We start from the raw sequence: 19,534 nt of genomic DNA, 5'->3' as shown, positions 1-19,534 counted from the left end.
AAAGAAGCCCCCTTATTTCAAAGGGAGCTTCCGAATAGTAAGGGAGATGAAGGAAATAAGAGGGCTCGCTTCTTCTGCCTGTCCTGTCAGCCTGCGTTTTCCTCAGGAATATCCTGAACTGGCGAGAAGGGCACTACGCTATCCCGTTCCTGCTGATCCCGCTGATGATGGGCGATCCGGCTTGAGGCCGAAGCGGCGATGCTGGCTACCAGATCGTCCAGAAACGTATGGACACCATCGCCTGTTTTTGTATCAAGCTTGCGGATAATTCCAATCTTCTGCTTATCCAGATGACCAAAAGTCGTCACCGCGATGCTACCGTATCCAAACACAGAGCCGAGTGCAAGCGTCTCGTCGCATCCGAATAATCCTTCATCCGAAGCTATGATCGATTGAATAGGCTCAGAGAGCATGCCTTTCTCGGCAAGCACATCCAGCTCTATCCCGACTAAGATCGCATGCTGAAGCTCCCGCTTCTGCAGTACCGCATGAACGGCATTCATACAGTCCTCCAAGGTCAGATCGGGATGATACGGACTTTGCATCTCTCTGACAATCAAGGCTACATCCTCTATGGTGACGCCACGTTCTTGAAGTTTCTGATAAACGGCAGCTCTGATTTCCTGGCTGTGGACTTGTCGAGTCATACGTATCGCCCCTTTGAGAGAAGTGCTTCTATTATACCATTCTATGAGACCGCTTGTACGGTTGTGATGCGGTATGACGACATGCAACTTGTGGAGCTCCGCCCATTTTGACAGCGAGCTGTTACATTTTTCCTCAGCCTGTTTAAACATATATGATCAAGCAAGAAGGAGTGAACCGGATGTTACGCTATAGGTCAGTTATGAAGACATGGGGACTTGTCTCCCTTGCGCTCAGCTTACTGCTTGGATTATCATCCGTACCTGCACATGCGCAAGATTCTTGGACCCGGTATAGGTACATCGCCCATGGCATGGGCCAAATCGACGGCGTGGATATCTCCAATTCGCGCGAAGCCTTTATAACTAATTATGAAAGAGGATTTCGCGTTTTCGAAGCCGATCTGATCCTGACCACCGATGACCAGCTGGTCGCCCGGCATGATTGGTCCGACTATTTGACGAAAAAGCTTCGTCAGCCCCTTGCTTCCGAGAAAATGATCGATTCACCGATGTCATTGGAGCAATTCAAAGCAAGACTGATCCTGAATCGGTACCATCCGATGGATGTCTCGGAGCTGCTCAGCTTGCTTAAAGACTACCCGGAGGCCTATCTCATTACGGATACCAAGGAAACCGATTCACGGCTTGTTGAGAAGCAATTCAGATTGCTGGTCAACGCCGCCAAGTCCGTAGACCCAGACCTGCTGAACCGAATCGTCCCGGAGCTGTATACACCGGAGATGATCCGGCAGGTGAGATCGATCTATCCATTTCCATCCTTTCTATTCTCCCTGTACTTGTCCTCGCTCAGTCATGATGAGGTCTTGAAGGAGGTGCGCACACTGGGTGTTCAAGCGCTGGCAATGCCGTTCGAAAGAGCTGAGGCAGGATGGATCAGCAGTCTGAAGGCAGCAGGCGCAGTGGTCTATACGCATACAGTGAACGAGCCCAAAGAATGGGAACGCCTGCGGGATATGGGCGTTCATGGCGTCTATACGGACCAGTCGGCTCCTATCGGGCGAAAAACAGCCGTGTCCCTTCCGCTAAGCGATATGCTGACAAGGTATGAAACCGAGCCTACCGACGGTTCGCAATCCCCGACATTAATGCCCATCCCCCAGCAGCAGAATGCCCCCTGGATGACTTGGCTGCTGGATAAAATGAAAGATTGGCTCCAATCCGGCCGAAGTTCCGCATAGGCGATCCACATTGGACATCACTGCAGACTGCTGCAGTTACAGCAAAGCCGCCCTTCAAGGCGGCTTATTTCATATGCTCATGCAGCTTGTATAAAGATGAATGATAGCCTGTTTCCTTATTGATTAAATTGAGTCAGCAGACGCTTGCCTTCGCCCGTTGGTGTCTGGAAGCTCTCATAGATCTTGACTTTATGACGCACATCCAGGCTGTCGGATGCACCGCTCAGCGAGATCGTATTGTCCCCATTCACCAGCCGGTTCGCTCCGTACAGGCTTGCATTGCCGCGGCCTACGAGCCGGTCATGCGAATCATACAGCTCCACCAGCAGCGTCGGGAAGGAGGCATCGAGCTGCACCTGCTCGTCGCGGGTAATATTCAGGTCCAGCTTCAGCCGGTATACATATTGGTATTGCGTGTTCATTCCAAAATCGGAGGTCAAGTTCCAGTTCTTGACCTTCACCTGGAACGGATACAGGCTCCATTCGTCCTTCTTCGCTTCTTGCAGGTTTGTCGAGATCGCGGCGATTGTCGTTTTGTACGGAGCCGCTGTTACGGCATCCTGTACCTTCAGTACTAATCCGTCGCCCTTCTCGGAAACCGGCAGCGTGAACGAGTAGCTGATGGTGAGCGAGGAGCTTGGCAGCACCGCAGCCGTCTGGGTCGCCTGACGGCTGCCTGCATACTCGTAGCCATCCCGGCTCACCAGGTCAGCCTGGAACACAGGCACGGCCAGAGGCTTCGCCGACTTGTTCGTCAGCTTGAACTTCGCAGTTACGTTCCTGTTCCCATCTTCCTTGTTCTCATGCAGGGTGTACTCGACGACCGACACCGCCAGATCGGGGTTGATCAGCTTGCTTCGTTCGTCGAAAACAATAGAATGACCCAAGGTGTAAGCAGCGAAGCTCGTACCCGGTCCTTCACCAGGAAGCAATAGGTTCAAGCGGCCTACCTTGAAGGTGGTCACCGTAACGCCCGCTGCTCCTGCCTCCGCGAACGACTCCGGCGTCAGCACGTTCAGACTCTGCAGGACCGTATCTTGATCCGTTGGGATTGCGTAATGGACATATTTCTCGGCCTTTGGCTCCAGTACGATCGCGTCCTTCTCCACACGGGCTCCGGTAAATACCTTGCCGCCTCCCTTGCCGTCGATACCGAACGCCGGCAAAGTCTCGCGCTTATCCGTCGGGTTGTACGCGAGCAATTGCACGACGTACACGGTTCCTTTCTCCGTCGATTCCTTATTGATCGCCACTGGCGTATATTGAACCGGGGAGATGATCCCCGGGATTTTGAATGACTCGGACCATTTCTTGACCGCGGTCGGATCCGTGATCGCCGTATCGCTGCCCTTCCAGGCGTCTCCCTGGATAGGTACGCTGATGATTGGCGTCTCTTTCTTGGGATATACGTAGTAGTCGACGTCAGTCCAGTTGACCTGAGCGAGCGATACCTCATCGGTACGATCTATGACGGCCAGATAGCTCAGCTCGGTCGTCGCCTTGGGCTGCAGGGACCTCGCATTGGCCGCGCTCGGCTTCAGCGTGTATTCCACGCCTTCCTTCGTCTGCACACGCACTTCATAATCGGGCACTCGCGTAATCCCTGCCGCATGATTCGTCATCCGGACGATGACGCCGAGGCGGGTGCCTCCGTCCACGCGTTCATTGAGTGCTCCCTTGATTTCCACATCCAGCAGGTCGGTTAATTTATAGGAGATAACCGCAGGTGCGGCGACCTCCGGTACCGATGCTTCGGCCGGAGCGTCCGCCGCGTAGGCGGACAACCCTGCGCCGAGAAGAGAGACGGAGATGGCAATGGATGCTGTGGTTACTTTCAGTTTGCGGTTCACTTGTTTTCCTCCTGTCAAGTCGCCCTGCGCTTACTTCGCGAGCTGTACTTTTTCTTTGTCTTTGAGTTGGTTTTGACCCGATATGATGAGCTGCTCGCCTTCTTTAACCCCGGAGAGCACTTCTTGAATCGTTTCGTTCAAGCGTCCGAGCTGGACCTTGCGTTTCTCCGCCGTATCGCCGCCAGTCAGCACAAACACATATGTGTCGCCGCCCTCGCGAACGACGCTAAGCGACGGCACCGTCACGACGACCTGGTCCTGCTCTTCGGTAAGCAGGATCTGCGCCTTCGTCCCCGGCTTCAGCTTGCGGTCCGCGTTCGGCACCTCCAGCTCCAGTGCATAGGACTTGGACTGAGCACCCAGAACATCGGCCAGGTAGCTGACCTTCGCCTTGATCCGATCCGTCACACCCGGCACGTAAAAGTTCAGCTCCTGCTTGCCGCGGATCAGTGCAGCGGCTTCCTCTGTCAGCTCCGCCTTAATCTTAACCGGATCGAGCCGTTGAATCGTTGCCGCATGGCTGCCCGGATTCAAGGTCATGCCGACCTCGACCGGCAGGTCAGTCAGCACGCCGCTGACCGTTGCCTTGACCTCCGTGTTGTTCAAGCTGCGGTCCAGCTCGCGCAGCGACACGTTCGCTGTCTGTAGTCCTTGCTCCAGTTGGGAGAGAGAGTTCGTATTCTCCAGCGTCTGCAGCTTGCGCTTGGCGGCTTCCAGATCCCGCTTCAAGTTGCTTACCTGCGTCTCGGTTTGCTCGAGCTGAATCTTGGTCACCAGACCGAGATCGTAGTCGTTGCGCAGCTTGCTGTAGTTTTTGTCCGCATCATTCAGCGCTGCCTCCAGCTTGGCGATGCCGTCCTTGGCATCCTGCTTGCCGTCCGCCAGATCCTTGCGCGCCTTCTCCATCTGCTGCTGGGTGCCACTGACGGCAATCTGAGCCTTCTCCTTCTGGATCTGCAGGTCCGTCGGATCGATGCGGAACAGCACCTCGTCCTTCTCGACGTAATCGCCCCGCTTCTTCAGAAGTTGAAGCACATCGCCGTTGACCTTGGAGACGACATCCATCTGCACGGAGGCGGACACGTCCGCCACCTGCTCCAGAGGCTCGCCGATTTTTTTCTTCTCCACAGGAGCCACCTTGATCGTTTTCACTTGCGATTCGGCCGCAGGGGCTGGCTGGGCTGCAGGCTGCGCTGAGCAGCCTGCCAGCAGCGCCGTGCTGATGACGACGGCGCTTACCACCTTGGCGCTGGGGTTCAATCTGTTTCTCTTAGTCGGATTCATGGATCGAGTCTCCTTTTCCCTATATCTGTATCTGCCTATCTGTGCTTATAGGATTAATGGGTAGCGGATGTGACGTTCGCATCGACGGCCGCTTTATTTTTACGGAATCTGCGCGAGAAACGGCGTTTGATTCCTTCAATGAGGTCATAAATAACCGGAACGACAACGAGTGTCAACAGAGTGGAAGTCGTCAGACCGCCAATAACAACAACCGCAAGCCCCTTGGAGATAATCGCTCCCTTGGAGAAACCGAGTGCCAGAGGCATCAGGGCGATGATCGTGGCTCCGGCCGTCATAATAATCGGGCGAAGACGTGTCATCCCTGCCTCAAGTAACGCCTCGCGAACCGAATGCCCCTCCTCGCGAAGCTGCTGCACCCGGTCGATCAGAACGATGGCATTGGTTACGACGACGCCAATCAGCATCAGGAAGCCGATGAGAGACGTAACGTTAATCGATTCCCCTGTAATCAGCAAGGCAATCAGACCGCCAATGGCAGCGAGCGGAAGCGAGAACAGGATCGCGAACGGCGCGCTGCCGTTGCCGAAGGCAAGCACCATGATCAGATAAACGATGAAGATGGAAGCCAGCATCGCAACGAACATCTGCTGGAAGCTTTCCTGAATATCGTCCGTTACGCCTTTAACTTCCGCTCGTACGCCGGAAGGAAGCTCGAGCTTAGTCAGTTCCTGCATCACCTTAAAGCTAACCCCGGTCTTATCCTTGGAATCGATCTTCGCACTAACACTTACATACTGAACCTTTTGATCCCTTGTGATCGTAGCAGGCGCTTCGATCTGATTAACCTTGGCTACTTCATTCAGCGCAACCTTGGAGCCCGTTGGTGTCGTGATTGTGAAGCGTCCGATTTTATCCACGGAATTTTTAAAGCTCGGATCAACCAATACCTTCGTCTTAAACTTGGTATTGTCGAACTTCAAGTCACCAATCTTTTCCTCAGCCAGCCAGATCGCGACGCCTTCCATAATTTGAGCGGAAGATAGGCCGAGCAGCCTGGCTTTGTTCTGATCGACACTGATCTCGACTTCCATCTTGGATTCGCTCAAGCTGTCCTTCACATCGAGAAGCTCAGGAAATTCTTTCATCTTATCCTTGACTAGCTTGGCAGCTTGTTGTAAGTACAACAAGTCGTCGCCCTTCAGCATATAGTTGAAGTCAGCGCCGCCGCTGCCGCCCCCATCCATGCTAAGGACGGACCCCTCGGTTTCGGAACCGGCAGGCAGCACATCCGCGATCTTCTTCTTAAACTCCTGTGCAACAGCCTTCGCATTCGAAGCAGCCGAAGCAACAGCGAAGAACGAGGAACGATAAGGAACACGGTCGTTGCTTCCATGGTAACCGATCGAAGATTCTACATAATCAAATGTAGGCTGTCCAGCCGGATCTTTGGAGGCAAACATGATGGCTTCAATTTCTTTGACCTTTTCATTCATGGACTCAATGGTCGTTTCCCGGGGCATTTTGATCGAGAAAGTCATCATTTTATCCGAATCGCTTTCCGGCATAAAACTTTGGGCGAGGAAAGGCACCGTGCCAGCAATGGAAATCACGAGAATCAGCAAGGAGATTAAAACCGTCGTGATCCGGTGGTTCAGAGACCAGACCAGCGCCTTCTTATATCCTTTGGATACTTTGCCGACCGCAGCCTCATCATGTGCTTTGATGTTTTTGCTGCCAAGTACGAGCAGCTTAGCCAGCATCGGAATCACCGTTACGGCCACGATCAGCGAGGACAAGAGCGCGACGCTGAGCGTGATCGCGAATGGACGGAACACTTCACCGAGAACGCCGCTGACGAATGCGATCGGAGCAAATACGCCGACTGTCGTAATCGTCGAGGACGTAATAGCCGAGGCTACCTGTGCGGTAGCTAGTTTGATCACCGACTCGTTGCGCTCTTGGGCCTTTTGAAGCTGACTGTAAATATTTTCGATAACGACGATACTATCGTCGACAACCCGGCCGATCGCGATAGCCATCCCGCCGAGCGTCATAATATTAAGTGAAATGCCGAGTGGAGCCATAATCATCAAGGTAATGAGCATAGATAACGGAATTGAGACCAAAACGATGATCGTCATCCGAACATTTCTTAAGAAGAGCAAGATCATGATGGATGCCAGCAATGCTCCCAGTGCGCCTTCCTTCAGCATCCCGTTGATGGATTCTTTAATATCATTAGCACTGTTATAAATGGCCTGAAATTTGATATTCGGGTACTGCTGCTTCCAAGCTTCCATCATCTTGTCAGCTTCGTTGCCGAACTCGACCGCATTGGCATTCTTAGTCTTATACAGTCGCACGCCGATGGCCGGTTGGCCGTTCAACCGGGAGATGAAGGTTGATTCTGTAATCGCTTCGACCTTTGCGATATCCTTGAGCAGCACAGTCGACCCCGAATGTGTGCTGATTTTCATATTATCCAGATTATAGATGGTATTCAGATCGCTCTTGACCCGGACCATCTGCTCATTGCCATTGAAGTCAACCGTTCCCGCAGGACTTGTGGCAAGTGCAGTCTTGATGCTCTGCGATACCTGATATGGCGTCAAGCCGTAGTTATTGATCGCATTGCCGTTGAGCTTCATCGTCAGCACCGATTCCTGATTGCCGATCGAATCAATATGGTCGATGCCTTTGATCGTAGCAAAGCCTGGCTCGATCACATCCTTGTACAGCTTGTCGAGCTCCTGCTGACCCATGCCGTTCTGTGCGTATAACGACAGGTAGTAAACCGGCTGGGAGGCAAAACCGAAGGTCGTTACTTTAGGCTTTTCTGACCCTTGCGGCAGTTTTACGTTGGAAATCAAACTTTCCACATCGCGTTTGGCGTCGTCGGTTTTCACCGATTGCTCCAGCTCCAGAACGATTTGTGAGAAGTTGTCACTGGAGCTGGAGGTCATCTTCTTAAGCCCCTCCAGATTGCCTACAGCCTTCTCCAGAGGCTCAGTGACTCCATCTAGCACGTCCTTCGGAGGTGCCGTATACTGGGTATTGATGAGGACTACAGGGAATGAAATGTCCGGCATGCTCTCGACCTTCAGCGTCGTCGAGGCATAGGTCCCGGCGCCGAACAAGAGAAGAACAATAATGATAACTGCCGTGATGTTCTTCATGGAAAAATTTGTTAGTTGATTCATCTCTCTACTCCTCCATTAGAATTGCTGACAACTTAGACGCGGCTTTTTTACCAAACCCTTCAAGCTTATGTAAAAAACTTTGAAAGATATGCCGCATCAGGTTGCGGAATTGCCATCCAACTCTTCATACAGCTCCCGGCGTACCTGCAGCCATTCCTCCTCCAGCCCCTCCAGCTTGGATGTAATCAGCCGGTACATCGCCACAGACTCAGCAAACCTCCGTTTGGCTGCGTTATAGGAATCAAGCTCGTCAACCGAAATATCTGACAAATCTTGAATGGATGCCAGTGTGGATTGAACCTGCTGGGTCATATCCTGCATCTTCTGCTTCGTAGAGCGCAGGGCAGCCGCGTTCACATCGTCAGCGATGTAGTAATAGTCTTTGCGGTCGCTGCTTGCCGTCAGCTTCTGACACATGGAGTTGCGCTCCAAGGTTCGAACCTGAACGCTAACGGCTGCCTTGCTAACCCCGAGCTGTTCAGCCAACGACTGCAAACTCACAGGCTCCGAAGCGAACAACAGCACACCGAAAATTTTCCCGACCAAGGGGCTGAAGCCTTCCGATTCGAAGGATTGGGACATTCCTAGGCTGACCGTGCGTTTCAGCTCCGTAAACGAATGCGGTGTAGGGTTCATCTTGTCTCCTCAATTATGTAGATTTAGATCGTTAAGAAAGTTGTTAACGATAATAACGTAATGCCCGGGACCAGGTTTTGTCAAATAAATTCTGAAAATAAGATTGAAAACAAGAAACCGCCCCTGCCTGGTTTTTACGTATCCAAGGCCGGAACGGTTTCATGCTAAACTCATTTAATTGTCAAAATGAATTAGTCCGTGGTTTCAAACCAGGTGATTTTTTGGGAGGCCAGCAGCTTTTTCTGGCCGTTGAAGGTTTCATATACCTTCAGATCATAATCCTTCAAGTAGCTGACCAGATAGATAAATTCGCTATTATTCTTGGTTAGTTTGAACTTCTCTTTCTTACCTAGCTTGATCTGACCCTCGGTATTCTGGGACGGGTCGGTCCCATTCCCCGTACTTTGTTCCTCGAATTTCGCCAAATCCATATCCCAAGAGAACTTCGCCTTATCTTCGCGGTCTTCAATTGAAAGCGTCAGCTTGCGGCCTTCCAGACTAGTTTCGCTGAGCATATTCTTCGTCAGTTCATAATCGAAATACAATTGAATACCCGATTGATCTCCACGAGTATGAATCTTGCTCATCGAAAACTTGTATGGTCCAACCTCGATATCTCGGGCCTTCGTCTTGACTTCGTTATTCTCCGCCGGCAGCCAGAACGAAGCGGCATTGACATAAGCATCCGGCACTTCCTTGTCCACGCTGAGCTTGTCCTGCGTAATCGCATCGCCGATCAGAAGCTGCAGCCCTTCCCTAGAGAAGCTTTTGGGAACCTGGGCGGTCAAGAAAAACACAGTTGATCCACCAGGTATAATTTTATTCTTGATCTCCGGATTGGCGGTAGGGAGCACCGTCCCGTCTGCCGACTTCAAGTAAGTAACCAGTTTTGGTGCGGAAGCTGCGCGCTTCTCCAGATTGTTTGCTTCCAGCTGCACCGCAATTGTATCCGCTGTATCGCCCGAATAAGTCGTCAGACTGCGCACCTTGTACCCGGTGCTGCGCCCTACGCTCGTGACCTTATAGGTTTCTCCGACGTTATTGAGCGGAATGCTCATCAACTCAGAGCTGTGAACGAACTCGAGCAGATCCTCGTTCGTCGTACCGGAATCCCCGCTGCCGCCGGAGCCCCCGTCTTTCCCCGTCCCGGTGCTGCCGCCTGCTTTCTCCTGCAGCACCAGTTTGGCTTTGGCAAAGTCATACGTGTAAGGCACCTTGGCGATAAACTGATATTGAAGACTGCCGCCTGAAGCTAGACCAATCACCTTATCCGTCCGGACTAGCTTGGCCTCCACCTTGATGTTATCATCCAGCATGAAGTAACCCGTGAGAGCCGGAAGCGGAAGTGACTCCTCCCCCTTGTTCCCTAGCGTCAACGTGGCGGCCAGAATATCCTGATCCTCCCAAGGCGTGCGCTGAATCGAATTCAGCTCAGCGGTGTACGAGCCATCCTTGATTGTGAAATCATGTTTCTGTCCCGTTCCTACGCTATCTGGATCCGATACCTTCGGCAAGGTAAAAAATGCAACCGGCAAGTTGAGCTTCAGTTCCGGTGCGTTCTGGATAATGACCAGCTGCCAATCCTCTACCTTCAGCGATATTGGAACCGAGCCGGTAAGCTCAATATCCTTGGTCGTCTGGGGATTGATGATAAGCTCCTTGGTACCCTTGGCGTTCAGCGGGTACATGTATCCTTCGGCCGTGCGAATCAAATATTGGTAAGTCGGAATCGTTACGCTCCTACTGCCCGTATTGTTCATCTTCAGCTTGATCGTCGGCGTATAATTTTTCTCGTTCTTACCCACGTAGACCTTCTCTACGGTTGTGCTGACCGGATTGTTATTCATAGAAATCGTCTGCGAGCTTCCGGCACCCGTTACGATGCTGTACGTATCCGGGACCGGAATTTGACCGATGACCCGCTCAAAATTGGCTTGGCTAAAATCCCACTTGATCACGTCGAAAATAAGATCATTCAATTCTGTCGTTTCATTGACGGTGGCATAGAATCCGATATCCTGACTGGACTTGGGCGTTATCCGGTTCTTCTCCTTGTCCTGCGGAAGCACCTTAACGGTAATCTGATTGCCCGATTTGGTACGCAGCCGTACCCAATAATCGATAAATTGCAGATCGCTGGTTCCGTTGTTATTCACGGTCAGGGTGAAGGTAACCGTCTTGTTGCCCTGCTCCGGCATCATATACAGATTTTTGAGTTCAAACGTACTGGTCGCCGTAACGGCGACCTGGCCGATCGGAGGCGCAGTGCCTGTAGACAAGACGGTAGAGGCCGAAGCCCCTCCTCCTGTGCCGTCCGCCGCAAAGGCGGGGACGGCGCTGCCGAGCGCGATCGTAGAGGCAAGGAGCCAGAGACTGGCCCGCTGAATTCGTTTGCGTCTTATGTTCATCTTTGTTGTAATCCTCCTCTAGACGTGTTGGAATAGCTGGTCCTGAATGAAGCGGTTAGCCTGCTCGGCCCACCATAGGCATATCCATCGGTGCGTTAGGGTTCTCTTTGATCTTCTGAAGCATCTGATTGCCTTCGGTTTCCCACTGCTTCAAGGCATCACGTACGGATTTCTTGCCATCCGCCGCTTCCTGGAACAACCGGGCTCCGATATTGTTAACCTGATACAGGTTTTGATTGGTCCGGTATAGCTTGTTATCATCACTCATCGGCGCAGGCAGCAGAGTCGTGAAGGCCTTCATGTTATAGTCCATACCGTCTTTTTTCTTAATATACTTTTGGCGCGATACAATATTATAATTACTGCTTGCCTTCAGCTTGGCCCAGTCCTCACCATTGATGAACTGAATATACTTCCAGGCCTCGGCCGCATTTGCGGACTTGGCATTGACGCCCATCACGCTCTCCATGCCAATATACGCACCTACGTCAGGCGCTTCCTGGTGAATCGGCAGGGTTACGACATCCCAGTCGAACGGAGTAAAGCCCTTGACATTTTGCCCGTTCTTCATCGCATTGTTGATACGGTCGAGGTCTCCGTAATGCACAATCGCCATCGCGGTGCGCCCCGACAAGAAGTCATCATGCTGGAACGGATTGTAATCCTCCGGCCCCTGCATCTGCATCTTACTCATATCGAGCGGCTCCGGCAAGAGCTTTTCGGTTTTGAGCTGAATGAGCGTCTTCCAGACATTCTCCCATTGATCCGTATTGACGGTCATTTTCTCCGCCTTATCGTCGAACGTGTTGAGCTGGAGAGGCATGGAGTAAGGCTGGGTGGCGTAATAGATATCCCCGCCCGTGTTATAGGTAGAGAAGGAGAAGCCATACTTACGTTCCTGCCCTTCGCCTTTAGCCAGACGACGCGCCAGATCGAAGACCTCCTGCCAGGTCATTTTGTCGGTTGGATAGGTAACGCCGGCTTCGTCGAACATTTTTTTATTGTAAATGACCGCCGAAGAGCTGAAGGTTGGAGAAAGACCGTAGATCTTGCCGTCTCCTGCCTTCTTGATGCCATCCAAGACAGCTGGCACGATATCTGCCGTATCGAATTTGCTACTCGTAATCATAGGGTCAAGCTGAGCCAGCAAGTTATCTCCGATCAGGTCCGGCAGCTGCTCATAACCGAACATGACGACATCAGGCGGATTGTCCCCTGTCATCAGCTCCTTCAGCTTCTCAGCGGGGTCCTTCTGCTTCTCATTCGGGTCAGGACGCCCAAAGCCGTACATATAGCGGTCATCCATCGTGGGGATGATTTCGATCTTGACATTTTTATTCGCAAATTCATAGAGCTCGGTAAAGCGCTGGCGGAAATATTCATCGCCCGGGCCCGCATACATCGTGGTGGCGATCCGCAGCACCTTCTCGCTTTTGTCATCCGTATTGCTCGTTTTCGTGCAAGCCTGCAGTACAGGCACCATAAGTCCTACGCTGAGCGTCGCCAGCATCGTCTGTTTTAATCGCTTGTTCATCCTTCTTTACCCTCCGATTCAGTTTGGCTGATCTCTCTTTATCACGAATTTTCGTCTGTCTGCCCGTCAAGCGATTTTGGTGTCTTGATAATAATCTGTTCCCCGTCGAATTCCATCGTGGCCTTGCCTTCAATGCCGAGTGACTTCAGATACGCCGCTGGAATTTGCAGCCTCCCTACGCGGTCGAGCACGACATATTCTTCATGCACGCCCCCAAGCGCCGTCGCAGTCTCCGCTTCCGTCTGATCCAGATTCGGATTGCGCTTGATGAACTCGGTGCTGGTCATGCCGTCCCGAATCGCGACGACGCGGTCCACCTTTCCGGCGAGCGTCATATCATGGGTAACGATCACGATCGTAACCCCGAGCTCCTTGTTCAGCCGGCGGAAAATGTCCATGATCATATCCGATGTTCGCGTATCCACCGAGCCGGTCGGCTCATCCGCCAGCAGCAGCGACGGACGATTAGCCAGCGAGATGGCAATCGCCACCCGCTGCTGCTCGCCCCCGGAGAGCTGCTGGAGCTTGTTATGAACCCGGTCCTTCAATCCGACCCACTCCAGCAGCTGGCGGGCGTAGGCACGGTCATAGGAGCCACTCAGCATCATCGGCATCTCTACGTTTTCCAGTGCTGTCAGATAAGGGATCAAGTTTCTAGCGTTATTCTGCCAGATAAAACCAACCGTCTTACGCTTGTATTTAACGAGCTCCTCGTCGGTAATCTTGAGCAAATTCCATTCGCCAACCTGTACCTGACCGGCGGAAGGACGGTCTAGCCCTCCCAGAATATTCAGCAGCGTCGACTTGCCGCTGCCGCTGTTCCCGATGATAGCCATCATCTCACCGGGAGCGACCTCGATATTCAGGCCCTGCAGTGCGACGACCTCCAGGTCGTCGGTCTTATATATTTTGACGAGTCCTTCGCACTGAATCACTGCAGCATCACTTCTCCTCTCCAAGCTTCACAGCCTGATGCACGCGCAAGCGCCGGATGTGCAGGAACAGGAGGCTGGCACCTGTGAGCATCATCACGCCGACCACGACATACAACTGACTCGTATCACGCGAGTCGAAGATTACGCGGAATGGCGGCACCTGGGTCTTTACATTTTCTGCGGTCTGCAGGAAAGGCAAGAAGAGATAACTCGTCAGCTTTCCGATCCCGAAGCCCAGCGCAATGGCAAGTCCCGCTGTGAACACTTGCTCGAGCAGCAGCATGCCAGTCAATTGACGCCGGGATAAACCCATCGCCCTCAGCACGCCGAACTGCACGACCCGGCTCGACAGATTGAAAAACCAGTAGAGCACATAACCGATCAGCGAGACGAAGACGGACACCAGGAAACCCAGGCTCAAGATACCGAAGACGCCGCCCCTGGCCGGATGCTTCTTCTGAATAATCAGCTCGTTGCGCACATCCTTCACAGTCGCGATGTCTACATTCTTGTCCTTCAATGCCTCCAGCATCGGTGCCACCTTGGCCCCGTCCTTCATCTTCAGCCATACGTCATACGGCTGAATGGGAGCCTGATCGTAGATATACTCCAGATTGGCGATGAAAAACGGTGTTTCGTCCGGATATTGACTCGGCCAGTATGGCACCGTAGCCACGACGACGAACTCAACCGGCTGTCCGGAGATCGTGATGCTCATCAGATCTCCGGGTTTTATCTGATGCTTCTCGGCCAGCTTGGTTGGAATAATAACCGCCTGCTCGTACTGACCGAGCAAATTCAAATATTGATTCTGATGGATCTTGAATAAATCCTTCCGGAACCAGCCAACCTCGGCAAAGTCGACATTGTCGATTCCCATCAGCATGCCTTGGCCGATGGATTTGCCGGAGACGACGGCACTGCTCTTCAGCGTCATCACACGCGCGGCATGCTCGACGCCTTCCAGCTCACGGAACAACTCGAACGGCGGCTCGATATATCGGAGCTTCGGAGGAGGCTGATTGCCGCCTCCCGGCGGACCGCCTGGTCCGCCTGCACCTCCAGAGCCTCCAGAACCCCCGGAGCCGCCTTGACCACCAGATCCTCCAGCCCCCCCGGACCCTCCAGAGCCGCCTTGACCACCCTGTCCTTGACCGCCTGAAGGCTTATCCTTGGGCATCTCGTCGGAGACAGCCACCCAATCGGCGCGCATGATCACGTCGGTTCCGTACGCGTACAGGATCCGGTCTGTCGAGTTCAGATCGATCGTCCGGGCGGCCGAGGCATTATAAATACCCAGACCGAGCGTAAGAATCAATAAAATCATCAACGGATAATAGGCGGTGGAGGATCGGCTGAGCTGGGTCAGCGTCAAGTATACCGGCACCGGCAGCAGGCGCTTGCCCAGCCAGTTGCCGATGCGCAGCAGCCATGGGAACAGCCTCAGGAAGAATAAGCCCAGTGCAATGATGGACAGCGCCGGGATGAAGAACAGTAGCGGATGAACCTGCAGCTGGTCCGTCGTCATACCCGTCTGGCTGAATAAATCTTGGCGTTGTCCGAACAGGTAGTAGCCATAGCCGACCACACCAAGAAGCACAACATCCAAAAACCATTTTTGCCAGAATGGTTTTTTGTCCGATCTCGCCAGCTTCTGCTTGTAACTGACGATCGAGGCCCGGGCGAAGACAATCGCTGGAATGACACTTGCAAATATAGCTATGGCGACTGCCCCGCCCCCATACAGCATCGCTTCTGAAGACAAGCCTACCGGCACAGCCTTGCGATCGACGAAGGTAAGGAATCCGCTGGACGAGCCGATACTCTTGGCCATGAACCAGCCTAGCAGCGGACCTAGCACCAGGGACACTCCTCCCAGCAGCAAGCCCTCCAGCAGGTAAATCCAGATAATCTGCCCCGTACTGCCGCCCCGGCTTCGAATCACGGCAATCACAGTACGCTGCCGGTCGAGCGACTGTCTGGCATTCATCACAATGTAATAGAAGACCATGGCAATCATCGGGGCCGCCAGTGTAAACAGCATGACCTGCAGCTGGACGCTCTGCACCTTGAATTCCTGCAGCAGCGGGATGAACGAAACGTCGACGCGCGTATTCTTCAGCAGTTGGAACAACGTCATACCCAGCCGTTCCAGCTTGCTCTCCAGTCCTGACAGCTGACTCGTCTGAATTTCACGCAAATCGAACGCATAGTACCAATTCGCCAGATTCAGCGGTATTTTCTTATTCGTCATTATGTAATCCTGAAACCCCGCCTCACTCATGAATGCCGAGGTAAGCAGACCTTCAAGTCCTTGATACCAATAAGGATTGCTGTCATCCAGCGGTTTGTAGGCACCGACGATTTTGATTTTGACCGGAGCTATCCCAAGCCCGCCGGCAATCGGATAATTGAATACATCCCCAACCCGCATGTCCGCTCGGTAAAGCGCCTCCTCAAACATCACAACCTCGATCGTTCCGTTCTGAGGCTGTTCGCCGAACCAGGAGCCCTGAGTAAGCTCTACCTGCTCTTTCAGCCCGGACTGGGCGAGCAGCGTCATCTGACGGCGCTTGCTGGCGTCCACCTTGGAAGGATCCTCCGGTGAAACCTGAGAGCCTCTGATGGAGTACGTACGCACATAGGCTTCATGAGGGAACCCGATTTGCCGGGGAAGCTCATCTTGGATATAACCATCTACCGCCTTCACATCGCTGAGGTCAGCCCGGTCACTGCCACTGGCCTGATAGCGGATCATCACGGAGCCTGCAGGCAGGCCGTTGCTCTTCTCCTCCAGCGTCTTGGCAACGACACGCTTGAGTGAGCCATCCGCATACATCGGGATGCTCGTCGTAAACGCGACGGCCATAATCAGGCCGATCAGCGTGCTAAGCGTCAGCCACCGGGTATTCCACATCTTCCGGATTAGAAACCGAAGCATCGGCATTAGCGACCCACTACTTTCTGCCCCGGCGTCAGACCCTTCACAATCTCAACCTCTGTAGGGGTTTGCTGACCCAGCTCCACGTCCACTTCCCGCTTGCTGCCGTTCGCTTCCAAGACCTGTACATAATTGCGCCCGGAGTAGGAGCGGAGGGCCGTGAGAGGGATCAGAATCGCATTTTCCTTGCGCTGGGTAATGACGGTTACGCTCAGAGGCCGGCCGCGGTCCACAGCTTCGGGGAACTGATCCAGCTTCACGATCAAATAATTTTCAATGGAATCCGGCTGCTTCTGTCCATTTCCCGGATAACCGTCCGGGTAACCTCCGTTGCCGTTGTTGTTTCCATCTTTCTTCGGACTTGGCAGCTTCTGAACCTTGCCCTTATGCTGTCCCAGAGCGTTGATATCGACGAGAACGTCCATGCCAACGGCCACTTTCTTCAGATCATCGGCGCTCAGTGTAGCCGCTACAGTCAGCTGCGACAGATCCGCGATCGTTGCGACCGCATCGTAGGCCTTAACCGAGTCACCCTTCTTCATATACAGGGAGACGATGGTTCCGGAGAATGGAGCTGTCAGCTTCGCCTTCGAGATGGTGTTCTCCAGCTTATTCAGCTTCTCACGCTCCAGCTCGAAAGTGATTTTCGCCTGCTCCACTTCCTCGGCGCTCTTCCCGTCGGCATTGCGGAGTGTTTCGATCATCGTCAGCTCATCCTTGCGCGTCTGCAGCCGCTTCTGCTTCAGCTCGCTCTCAAGCTCGGTCACATCCAATTCAGCGATGACCTGGCCCTGCTCGACGTTGTCCCCGCTTTTGACCAGCAGGTTCTTGATCCTGCGACTCGTCTCATCCGTGAAATACAGATCCTCTTCCACGGTAGCCATCAGCTTGCCGGAGCCACGCGCCGTCAGCTCCAATGTCCCGGTTTTGACGGGATAATCGGGCTTCTTGGTTAACTTCGGCGCCTGAATGACCGGAATCGTTTCTTCCTCTTGCTCCTTGGGCAGCAGCGAACATCCCGACGTAACGGCCAGCGACAGCGCCAGGCAGGCGAATGCTGCGGGTTTTGCAGTTTTTTTAGCTATTGACAAATTTACCATCCACCATTTCGAAGACACGGTCGGCAACCTCCATTATTGTCGGATCATGCGTTGTCATACAAATCGTCATGCGCTCGGTCTCGATGATGTCCCGGAACACGCTCATGACCTGGGCACCCATCTGGGAGTCCAGCTCAGCCGTCGGCTCATCGGCGAGCAGCAGGCTCGGCTTGTGCGCGATCGCCTTGGCAATCGCGACACGCTGCTGTTCGCCGCCTGACAGCTCGAAGGGACGGTGATGCATCCGCTTCGCGAGTCCGACAAGCTCGAGACAGTGGGTCACGCGCGGCTTCCATTGGGATCTCGGAATTCCGGCCATCCGCATGGACAACTCGACATTCTCCCAGGCGGACAACAACGGCATAAGTGCAAATGACTGAAAAATAAAGCCGATTTCTTTCCTTCGTATGTATGTCCGCTCGTTATCCCCGCATTGATGGAACAAATGCTCCTTGAACCGGATCTCCCCCTTATTCGGCTGATCCAGCCCGCCAATCAAATTCAGCAGCGTAGTCTTCCCGGAGCCCGATCTTCCCTTCAGCATCGCCAGCTGCATCGGATACAGCGACATATCGATGCCCTTGAGCACATGAAGCTGCCCACCTCCTACGGGAAACGAACGCTCCACACCTGACACGGTCAGCAGAGGCACACTCGTATCGATCACAGGCAGTTGAGGCGCCGTTCCGGCAAGCTGCGCCTGCAGCGCCGGCGCAGCCTCTAGCGTGTGCAGCTCCTCCTGTCCGGATGGGCCCGGTTTCTTCTCGCCCGAAGTCCCTGAAGGTGCTGCCGGCTCTGCTTGCTGTTTCTTTTTGCGCAGCCATCGGACCATGCTGCCCCCTCCTTTACTTGAAATTCGACAAAAAGACTCACCCTTATAGACGATGAATACCGTCAAAAGGTTACAGCGGAGATGGAATATTTAATAAGAGCTTCCAGCTTCCTGACTTTTTTATTATACAGAAGCAATCCAAAGGAGACCTTGCAGAAATCTTAAGATTTCCTAAACGAACCAGGCGGTAACAAGATAAGAAGCCAGATATGAATAAAACTGAAATAGAAATAGGCACCCGTCAACGAAGACGGATGCCTGCCTGCCCAAAGCTTTACCTCATGTTCATCGGCTTCTGAATTTTTGGGAATGCTCCTTGGCCTGTTCGACTGTCGTAATACGATTTCGCTGCCATTCGAGCAAAATACGATCGATATAGCGGAAATGAATCTTCCCGGCAAATACCGCTTCCTTCAACCCGGCCAGAATGAGCGTCTCCGGATGTCCGTCCTTATCCAGCCACCCGGCGATGGACTCCAGCTCCATCGGAGTGAGCGGACGGCCGAATTCCCGTTCGAATATGGAAAATATATCCTTCCTCTCACCGCGAACGGCGGCCGCCAGCTTCTTGCTCGCCCGTTCCTCGATCCATTCCTCGGCGCGGATAGCCGCCAGTTGCTCCAGCAGCGGCGTCCAGTTATACGCCTCGTTGTGAATACCGGTTAAGGGATCTTTGGTCTCATCGATCCGCAGCAAGCCTTGGAGCAACAGCTTCTGAAGAATGGCGATCACCTTGTCATGGGGAATCGACATCCTCGACTGCAGCTCCTCCGGTGTCGGAAAATCCTTGTCTTCCTTCTGCTTGAACGTCATCATATGGATGATCAGCATCACATCCGCTTCAGAAAGCCTCAGCCGCGGATAATAGCGGAGCAGCCAATAAGGAATTTCTGCATGTCCGTCTGACCATCCGCCCAGCAGTATCGCAGACAGCTCCTCAAGCTCCCGTTCGTTTCCTCTCAAGCTCCCGTCTCCTTCCCTGCCTCTTCGTTCCCGCAGCGCTATAC

The 19,534-nt window shown here is 53.3% G+C and carries 13 protein-coding genes; 1 reads left to right on the top strand and 12 read right to left on the bottom strand.

Translation table 11 applies throughout. The features are described 5' to 3' along the window. Window positions 1–86 precede the first annotated feature (86 nt). Window positions 87–647: a phosphatidylglycerophosphatase A family protein gene (locus WMW72_RS17940; protein ID WP_341416904.1), complete on the bottom strand. Its 561-nt coding sequence runs from the start codon at window positions 645–647 to the stop codon at window positions 87–89. Between the two features lie 179 nt (window positions 648–826). Between WMW72_RS17940 and WMW72_RS17935 the strand changes: the two genes are divergently transcribed. Continuing rightward, entirely contained in the window at window positions 827–1,846 is a 1,020-nt protein-coding gene (locus WMW72_RS17935; RefSeq protein ID WP_341416903.1) for a phosphatidylinositol-specific phospholipase C/glycerophosphodiester phosphodiesterase family protein, read from the top strand. A gap of 116 nt (window positions 1,847–1,962) precedes the next feature. Here WMW72_RS17935 and WMW72_RS17930 read toward each other — a convergent pair whose 3' ends face one another. The 11 genes from WMW72_RS17930 to WMW72_RS17880 form a co-directional block, all read right to left on the bottom strand. Then, window positions 1,963–3,696 (bottom strand): hypothetical protein, encoded by a 1,734-nt coding sequence (locus tag WMW72_RS17930; protein WP_341416902.1) that lies wholly within the window; start codon window positions 3,694–3,696, stop codon window positions 1,963–1,965. Window positions 3,697–3,726: 30 nt separating this feature from the next. Then, window positions 3,727–4,980 carry an efflux RND transporter periplasmic adaptor subunit gene (locus WMW72_RS17925; protein WP_341416901.1) on the bottom strand — a complete coding sequence of 418 codons (1,254 nt, stop codon included), beginning with the start codon at window positions 4,978–4,980 and terminating at the stop codon, window positions 3,727–3,729. A gap of 53 nt (window positions 4,981–5,033) precedes the next feature. Continuing rightward, window positions 5,034–8,141 carry an efflux RND transporter permease subunit gene (locus WMW72_RS17920; RefSeq protein WP_341416899.1) on the bottom strand — a complete coding sequence of 1,036 codons (3,108 nt, stop codon included), beginning with the start codon at window positions 8,139–8,141 and terminating at the stop codon, window positions 5,034–5,036. A gap of 96 nt (window positions 8,142–8,237) precedes the next feature. After that, window positions 8,238–8,777 (bottom strand): GbsR/MarR family transcriptional regulator, encoded by a 540-nt coding sequence (locus WMW72_RS17915; protein ID WP_341416898.1) that lies wholly within the window; start codon window positions 8,775–8,777, stop codon window positions 8,238–8,240. Window positions 8,778–8,968: 191 nt separating this feature from the next. Continuing rightward, window positions 8,969–11,185, bottom strand: a complete 2,217-nt coding sequence (locus tag WMW72_RS17910) for a hypothetical protein (protein ID WP_341416897.1) — start codon at window positions 11,183–11,185, stop codon at window positions 8,969–8,971. A 55-nt stretch (window positions 11,186–11,240) separates the two neighbouring features. Further along, the gene (locus WMW72_RS17905; RefSeq protein WP_341416896.1) at window positions 11,241–12,719 is read right to left on the bottom strand and encodes an ABC transporter substrate-binding protein; all 1,479 of its coding nucleotides are present in this window, start codon (window positions 12,717–12,719) and stop codon (window positions 11,241–11,243) included. Window positions 12,720–12,760: 41 nt separating this feature from the next. Continuing rightward, complete coding sequence (locus WMW72_RS17900) at window positions 12,761–13,654, bottom strand: ABC transporter ATP-binding protein (protein ID WP_341416895.1); 894 nt, start codon at window positions 13,652–13,654, stop codon at window positions 12,761–12,763. 7 nt (window positions 13,655–13,661) lie between these two features. After that, the gene (locus WMW72_RS17895) at window positions 13,662–16,601 is read right to left on the bottom strand and encodes an ABC transporter permease (RefSeq protein WP_341416894.1); all 2,940 of its coding nucleotides are present in this window, start codon (window positions 16,599–16,601) and stop codon (window positions 13,662–13,664) included. Next, window positions 16,601–17,695, bottom strand: coding sequence for an efflux RND transporter periplasmic adaptor subunit (locus tag WMW72_RS17890; protein ID WP_341417001.1), 1,095 nt, complete (start codon window positions 17,693–17,695; stop codon window positions 16,601–16,603). Before WMW72_RS17890 ends, WMW72_RS17895 begins: the two co-directional genes overlap by 1 nt. Next, window positions 17,673–18,527: an ABC transporter ATP-binding protein gene (locus tag WMW72_RS17885; protein WP_341416893.1), complete on the bottom strand. Its 855-nt coding sequence runs from the start codon at window positions 18,525–18,527 to the stop codon at window positions 17,673–17,675. Before WMW72_RS17885 ends, WMW72_RS17890 begins: the two co-directional genes overlap by 23 nt. A gap of 285 nt (window positions 18,528–18,812) precedes the next feature. Next, window positions 18,813–19,490: a DnaD domain-containing protein gene (locus tag WMW72_RS17880; protein ID WP_341416892.1), complete on the bottom strand. Its 678-nt coding sequence runs from the start codon at window positions 19,488–19,490 to the stop codon at window positions 18,813–18,815. Window positions 19,491–19,534 lie beyond the last annotated feature (44 nt).

Source organism: Paenibacillus filicis (assembly GCF_038070315.1).
Taxonomy (GTDB): Bacteria; Bacillota; Bacilli; order Paenibacillales; family NBRC-103111; genus Paenibacillus_G; species Paenibacillus_G filicis.
The sequence above is the reverse complement of the archived record's forward strand: the minus strand, read 5'-3'. Positions and strand labels throughout refer to the sequence as shown.